The organism is Synechocystis sp. LEGE 06083 (genome assembly GCF_015207725.1).
Classification (GTDB): Bacteria; Cyanobacteriota; Cyanobacteriia; order Cyanobacteriales; family Microcystaceae; genus Synechocystis; species Synechocystis salina.
The window spans coordinates 1-7,254 of the sequence record NZ_JADEWJ010000199.1 but is presented as its reverse complement, the minus strand read 5'-3'; the positions used below and the strand labels follow the sequence as shown (position 1 = coordinate 7,254).

Below are 7,254 nucleotides of genomic sequence, written 5' to 3'. Positions count from 1 at the left end.
GTCAAATCCCCCCGGGAGGATTCTTCAATATCCGTTAACAACCGCACCACCCCCTCTTGGAGTTCTTCTTTTTGGCGCCGTTGGTTTTCCGCTTCCCGTTGCCGTTCCAAAGATGTTTCCTGCAGGGATTGGGTAGAAGCCTCAATTTGTTCTGCCATGGCGTTAAAGGTGCGGGCCAATTCCCCTACCTCATCTTTGGATTCCACCACTGCCCGCATACTGGTGTCCCCCTCCCCCAACTTTTGGGCGGTGGTCTGTAAAGTTTTCAGGGGCTTAGTCAAAGTTCTTCCCAGCCAATAGGCAACGATCGCCGCCACTACCAGGGCCAGACCCCCCACCCCCATCTGCAGGAGGAAAGTGGTTTCCAGCAAGTCCATCAAAGCCTGTTCCTGTTTACCCCGCACCAAAAAAGCAGTCACTTCCCCCTGGCCATCACTGATGGGTTTGACCGCAATAGTAAAGGGCACACCACGGATGTCCCCCCGACCGGCCACCATTTCCGTTCCGCCACTGCGGGCTTGCTCTACTAGGGTTAAATTTTCTAGGGGCACACTGTCGGCAATGCGGGCATTACCCTGGGCATCCTCCGTTTCTAGGGCCGACACGGACAATTCCAAATTGCCAGCGGGGTTAATGGTGTAGATGGCATTGTAGCCCCCATTGAGAATCTCTAAAGTTTCCCGGACCACACTGCGGGAGCGATCGCCAAAATCAACAATGTTGCCTTGGACGCTGACGTTATAGTTATTTTCGGAGATGACTAACTCCGCCATGGTTTGGTTGGCCAGTTGGGCCCGCCCCGTCACCAGGGCAATGGCCATACCGGTACCCACCACCCCCACCACTGTCAGGGCACTGGAGGCCACAAAGGCGGTGAACTGTTTAGCTGCAATGGGGAGATTGGCCCAGCGTTTTTGCAGCGTTAAATTAGAGCGCTCCTCATCCAGAGCCAAATCATCGGTGGCGGCGGCGTATTTCAGGGTTCCCGTCCAGCCCGTGGCCTGGGAAACTCGCCTGGGGTCTGCCAATTGGGCTTCAATGCCGGCGATCGCCTGGTCACAGGTGGTGTGGAAGATTCCCTCTTCGTCTCGGATTTTTAGATCTTCGTAGGCCGCCAGGGCATCGGGTAAAAAGCCTCCCGCTTCCAAAGCACTGGCAAAACTAATTTGCGCCACCAAATCATCTGGGCGATCGCGCACAGTTTCCTTGAGGGCCAAAATTTCCGGGGGATAGGCTTGCTTTTTTTCTTCCTCCGTCAAAACCTGGGGACGGATTTCCTCTTCCTCTTCCTCGGGTAAATGGGGACCAATTTCCGCCAAGGCCTTAGCGATGGTTTCGGCATAAATGCCATCGGAGTCCAAAGTCCTAGCTTTTTGGTAATAGTGGGCCGCCTCCTGCCAAAATTCCTCTTCCTGCAGGGCCCCAGCCAAAACGATGTTGGCAAACAGATCGTCCGGAGCTCCCAGGGCAATTTTTTCTAATTCGAGGATCTCTGCGGAAAACTTGGGGGTAGTGGTGGAGCTGGCCATGGCGGTTCCCAATGGATAAACAATGAATAGAAAACTAACGGAGCAATATTAATGACTAACAAGGAGTGGAAATAGTTTTGTCAATAGACCGCAAAAAACAGGCAAATTGTCGTTTTTTCCTATTTTGCAGCCTTCTCTCCTGGGTAAACACCATTCCCCCCTCCTTGAAACCAGGTAAAGACTTGATCCACATCCAAAATGAGAATGGTTTCCCCATCTTTGTTGCCTTCTCCCAATAAAAAAGGTTCCCGTAGGGGCTTAATTTCCCCCCGTTCAAAGCTGACAATCCCCTTCAACCCTTCGGCGATCACCGCCACCTGGGCCGATTCCCCCACCAGTACCACCGCCTTAGTATTATTTAAGGTCCGGTAATTGAGAGGCTTGGCCGTGGTCGGAGACAATAAGCGGGGCAAATCCATCACCCAAAGCAAATTTCCCCGTTGATTACTCACCCCCAGCAACTCCGGTCTCACCCCAGGAATCAGGCAAAGGGAATTAAGGGGAAACGACAACACCTCCCTAGTTTTCGTCAAAGGAATAGCCACCGTTAGGGCCAAACCTAAGTCAATCCAAAAATAGTCCTCTACCATAACCCCATCACCATAGTCAGCATTGGCAAATTTTAGGAAATATAGGGCTTAACGGTTTTCATCAACTCAATGGGGCTATAGGGCTTAATTAAGTAAGCATTGCCCCCCTGCCGCAGGGCCCAAAACCGGTCATAATCTTCGTTCTTGGTGGAACAGAAAACAATGGGCACATCTTCCAGAGCTAATTCGCCGCGAATTTTGCGACATAGATCATAACCACTAACATCCGGCATAACGATGTCCAGCATGATTAAGTCCGGCACCTTGTTTTTGTCTAGCCAATCCAGAGCCTCGTCGGCATTGTTGCAAATGACCGTTTCTGTGCCCATGGATTTCAAAAGGCCCTGAACCAATAATTGGTCAGATTTGGTATCTTCCACAACTAAAACAGTTTTCACTGGTATCTCCCTAGACAATTCTTAACGATAATAATCATAAACTAGTGACAGCAATCTTGGTGATTAATTTGAGTGTGGTTTAGGCATTAGATTTAAAATTTGACTCCACAATTTAGAGCCGCCCTGAGCAGTCAATGGTATTAGTGAAATTGATTAAACCGTCATGGGATTAACGGAAATAAAGCTCTGCACTGTTTCCACCAATTCCTGGGGTTGGAAGGGCTTGCAAATATAGCCAACGGAGCCGTGCATTTTAGCCTTTACCCGGTCTAAAACCCCACTGCGGCCGGTCAACATCACAATGGGAATATGTTTGAGAGCTTCGGATTTATTGCAAATACTGCACAGTTGATAGCCGTCAATGTCGGGCATATTGATGTCCATCAAAATCAGAGCCGGTTTGGCATGCATCAAGGTGGTTAGGGCGCTGGCGGCCTGTTTAATATTGATCACCTTAAAGCCAGTGGCCTCCAGAGCAAAGCTCACTACCCTTTGGATAGAGGGACTGTCATCCACACAGGCAATGACGGGGCGATTATCCTCCTCCTGGGGGTCGTAGGGCCCCATGGAGATGATCCCTTGGTCCACTAGGGTTTTGAGAACGATCGCCACGTTGAGGGTGCTGGTGTTTAGGGATTCAGCAATCTCATACACACATGTTTCCTGTGCCACCAATTCCGGCAGTTTTTGGTAGCGGTTCAGCAAGTCGCTGGTGATGTGCTCAAGCTTACATAGCCCAGGCAAAATCGCATCCACATTGTCGGCGATCGCCCTTTGAAAAGGGGAATTGATAACAGTGCGGACCTTGAGCCAATGTTTGATCTCCTGGGTGGCGGGCTGCATCAACTGCTTGAAATCAAGATAGAGCAACAAACGATCCAAACCCACCGTTTCCTCGAACACACACACCGGCTGGGATAGGGAAAGGATTTGTACCAATGCTTCCTGGGTCAACTTAGCCAGAATGGAACGAATTTCTTGAAAGGAAAACTGCTGGGAATCCCACAACTCACAGAGGTACTGATAGTCGCTTGCAATGGGCTCTTCTAGACGGATGTTCTTCGTGGGAATATACCGCTGGAAAAGGTAACTGAGCCTTTCCCGTTGCCCCTGCTCACTCCCTGCATAATGAATGCGGCCATTGCCAAGATAAACGCGCCATTGAACATCAGGGTTAGCCTGACTATGGACAATGAGCTTACCCGAACTCTCATTAACGATGAGACTCTGCAAAACCTGATAGAGGTTCGGATTTTCAGTAACCGGCGACGCTGAGGCTTCCATAACATTAGGGGGAGGCGGCGGGGGATAGGCCAGCTCCAATAGAGTCTGATTCGTATCTGGGGAAGGAGACAGGGGAGACTGCATAGGACAACAATGGCGTTTGAGCAAAAAAGTCCATCAAGGGCGGAGTTAAACCTGTCAATTCTTATTAATTCTGTAAGTTAACCATTTTTTAATCCTAAGTTAACTTTTCATAATGAGAACAAAAAAAATTAACGAGTAGAGTCTAACCCTATCTTCTGTCCAAAATCAAGCACTACCCAATTTGTACACCAAGCATACATCCCCGAATCCTTTTTGCACCTCAATTTATGGGAAACGTCCTCTCTTAGTAGTATCTGTTGCTACATTTATTGTAATTAAATTTCAGTGTTCAACTACTTAAGTGGGGGCTCAAATTTTATTTACACAAATACCTAAGTGGAAACACAATTTTTACTTATACAAGAAGACTTTTTTTGTTATAAATAGATATTTTTTGTAGAACTAATCCACCGTAAACCACAATAAAAACAAATACCCAACCTGGATAGAATGCCAAAAACGGCCTTTCAAGTGGGACTATAAAAACACAGACTCTTTATCCTAGGCTTCGTTAGCCAGCAATTCCCGAAAACGGATTTCGTCTCGGTGTGGATCAGCGTTACTAACTTTCAAGCTCAGGCGATCGCCAGGGGAAATGGGGCGGTCAAAGCGGTGGGGTAGTTCCAGTCCCAACTCTTCCAGGAGAATTAACCCCAGACCATCATCCTCCCGTAACCAACGGAGCATCACTCCCTGCCACACCTCATTAATATTGCGCCGCAGAAATTCCAGGCTCCAGTAGCGGTTAGTTTGTCGTTCCACCAAGGTGGCCTCCTTAGAAGAGGGCATAACGCTATATAAAATTTCCTGCACTTGCTCCCCGGAAAAAGGCAACGGTTCCCCCCGCAGATAGGCCTTAATTTGAAAATGGGTAATTAAATCGGTGTAGCGACGGATGGGGGAAGTGGCTTGGGAATAGAGGTCTAACCCCAAACTGGCATGGCGACTGGGGGTAATGCCCACTTCACTACGGGGCATACAACGGCGCACCGCACATTCCCGCACGGGACCAGGCGGCAGGGACAGCAATTCTTCATCGGAAGGTAACTCTGGTTGGGGCTGGCCCCGAAATGGCACCGGGATGCCATGCTCTTGAGAGAAACGCCCCGCCACTTCTCCAGCCAGGATCATCATTTCCGCCACCAGTTGCCGAGCAACGGAGGTTTCTTGGAGATATATTTGCACTTCTTCGTCAGCGTTGACCTTGATGATGGCTTCCGGCATTTTGATAGTGATGGCCCCCTGGGATTTACGCCATTGGGCCCGCTTTTTAGCCGCCTCTGCCAGTAGGGGCAATTCTGGTTCCCCCTGGATTTTCAGCACCAGCATTTCGTCCACGTCCTCATAGGTGAGGCGATAGGTGGGCTTGACCCAACTAGGGGCAATGGTAAAATCCGTCACCGCTCCGACTTCGTCTAAAATCACCCCAAAGCTGAGGGCCACGCACCGCTGGCCCTGGAGTAAACTCATGGGTCCTGTGGCCAATTCCGGCGGAAACATGGAAATCATGCCCGTGGGGAGGTAAAGACTGGTGCTGCGCTTACGGGCTTCTAAATCTAGTTCGTCGTTGGGACTCAATAGTCGGGTGGGGTCAGCCACATGAATCCAAAGCCGATGGCCACCGTCCGCCAAGGTTTCCACACTCAGACCATCGTCAATTTCCGAAGTACTTTCATCGTCGATGGTATAGGTCTTCAGGGCGGTCAGATCGAGGCGTTCTTGGTCGGGGTCGAGGGGAGGATTGGTTAGGTAAGCATGGGCCACATCAGATACCTTGGCGGGGAATTGGTTGGGATAAGCACTACGACGCAAAAAGAGATTTTCATGGCGTTGCCAGATGCCTAATTCTATCAGGAGGTTTTGGGTTTCGTCGGTGCGGCCAGGTTTACCAAGGCTTTGCAAAATATCCAAGGCTTGGCGATGGTTTTGGTCCGGGAAAAGGATGAATTTCTCTAGGGCTTCTAGCCGTAGGCGATCGCTCCCCTGCCAAGTTACGATTTCTCCGGCCAGGACTTGGTTGACTCGGTCAATAAAACCCTGTTGCTCCTCTTCTTTTTGGGCTTGCACCCGCATTTGATGTTTGATTTCTTCAATTTGACCACTGGGGCGGGGTTCGTAACGATCGCCTTTTTGTTTGAAGTAGAGCTTATCTTCCGCTAGCAGGGCATGGGCGGCATAGCATTGGCTGGGGCTCTGGCCAGAAAACAGCAAGAAGGCTAAGTCCGCCGGGGTAATGCTTTCCCCATCTTCCACTAACAATTCCCAGGCCACCTCCAAACTAGAAGGATCGAGGTATGGTTCCACCTCCCCCAAAAAACTGGGCAAATCGTCGGTGGTATAGGGGCCGCCGGGAATTTCGAACTCCACCCGCTGGGGCTTCAGTTTATGGCTCTGGCCCTGGTGGTCAATAACCACCCAATCCTTTTTGCCGTCCGGGCGATCGACCACCGCCAACCGCCGTTCCCCTTGATGCCGAAATTCAATTAGTTTGCCTTTTTCCACCGGAATGCCTTTGCCCCGTCACAATTACTCTCCCGTTATTTTGGCACAGGGGTTACTCCCCCTTAGATTTTTCACCGCCTAATTGCTTTGATAATCGGGTTCATTACCCGGTTTCCACTTAATGTTGCAACCAATGCTGGGTTTTTGTTCCGTTGGCACAGGGCTACCTGCCAGCACTAAATCCATCGCCTGTCTCAGGTCGACTCCGGTCACAGGCAAACCATTGCTAGGACGACTATCATCCAACTGGCCCCGGTAAGCTAATTTCCCCTGGGCATCAAAGAGGAAAAAGTCGGGGGTGCAAGCCGCTCGGTAGGCCTTGGCGATCGCCTGGGTTTCGTCGTACAGCACCGGGAAGCGATAGTCCCAATCCTGGGCCATTTTTTTCAGGCCTGGGGGAGCGTCATCGGGGTACTTGGCCGCATCGTTGGCGCTGATGGCCACCATGGCTAAACCAGAGTTTTGGTAATCCTTACCCAACTGACTTAACTGGGCCTGGATATGCTTCACAAAGGGACAATGGCAACAAATGAACATCACCAGTAGGCCTTTTTCCCCCATGGCTTCCCCTAGGGTCAGGGGTTGTTCCGTCGTTACGTCCAGTAGGGAAAAATCCGGTGCTTGGGTACCGAGGGTGAGCATGGTGGAGGGAGTTAAAACCATAGTTAAAGCAGTTCGTTACATTTTGTTAATCAAAGACCCAAGCTATCATGGGGGTTGGAGTTTTTCCCCTCTGCTGGAATTTTTTTAGTTTAAAACGTCCATGAGTCATCGTCCCCGTTCCGATCGCCATTTTTTCTCCAGCCCTAGCCGCTTTTGGCACCGTTTGGGGATGGGTTTACTGGTAGCTGGCACCCTAGTTCTACC

6 protein-coding genes are annotated in these 7,254 nt (G+C 50.3%); all 6 read right to left on the bottom strand.

Translation table 11 applies throughout. From position 1 onward, the window contains the following. Positions 1-1,529, bottom strand: a 1,529-nt coding sequence (locus IQ219_RS14165) for a HAMP domain-containing protein (RefSeq protein ID WP_194073036.1), incomplete at its 3' end; no start/stop codon positions are given. Between the two features lie 119 nt (positions 1,530-1,648). After that, complete coding sequence (locus IQ219_RS14160) at positions 1,649-2,119, bottom strand: CheW domain-containing protein (RefSeq protein ID WP_194073035.1); 471 nt, start codon at positions 2,117-2,119, stop codon at positions 1,649-1,651. Between the two features lie 32 nt (positions 2,120-2,151). Beyond that, positions 2,152-2,517 carry a PleD family two-component system response regulator gene (locus IQ219_RS14155; RefSeq protein ID WP_190598658.1) on the bottom strand — a complete coding sequence of 122 codons (366 nt, stop codon included), beginning with the start codon at positions 2,515-2,517 and terminating at the stop codon, positions 2,152-2,154. A 153-nt stretch (positions 2,518-2,670) separates the two neighbouring features. Beyond that, a complete protein-coding gene (locus IQ219_RS14150; protein ID WP_194073034.1) occupies positions 2,671-3,885 on the bottom strand; it encodes a response regulator in 1,215 nt (404 codons plus the stop codon). Positions 3,886-4,386: 501 nt separating this feature from the next. Further along, positions 4,387-6,387, bottom strand: a complete 2,001-nt coding sequence (locus tag IQ219_RS14145; RefSeq protein WP_194073033.1) for a ribonuclease R family protein — start codon at positions 6,385-6,387, stop codon at positions 4,387-4,389. A 78-nt stretch (positions 6,388-6,465) separates the two neighbouring features. Further along, positions 6,466-7,050, bottom strand: a complete 585-nt coding sequence (locus tag IQ219_RS14140) for a thioredoxin family protein (RefSeq protein WP_194073032.1) — start codon at positions 7,048-7,050, stop codon at positions 6,466-6,468. Between the last annotated feature and the right edge of the window lie 204 nt (positions 7,051-7,254).

What these genes read in the sequence shown, in the direction of transcription:
- IQ219_RS14160 (WP_194073035.1), bottom strand. Translation starts at nt 2,119, where the DNA reads ATGGTAGAGGACTATTTTTGGATTGACTTAGGTTTGGCCCTAACGGTG.
- IQ219_RS14150 (WP_194073034.1), bottom strand. Translation starts at nt 3,885, where the DNA reads ATGCAGTCTCCCCTGTCTCCTTCCCCAGATACGAATCAGACTCTATTG.
- IQ219_RS14140 (WP_194073032.1), bottom strand. Translation starts at nt 7,050, where the DNA reads ATGGTTTTAACTCCCTCCACCATGCTCACCCTCGGTACCCAAGCACCG.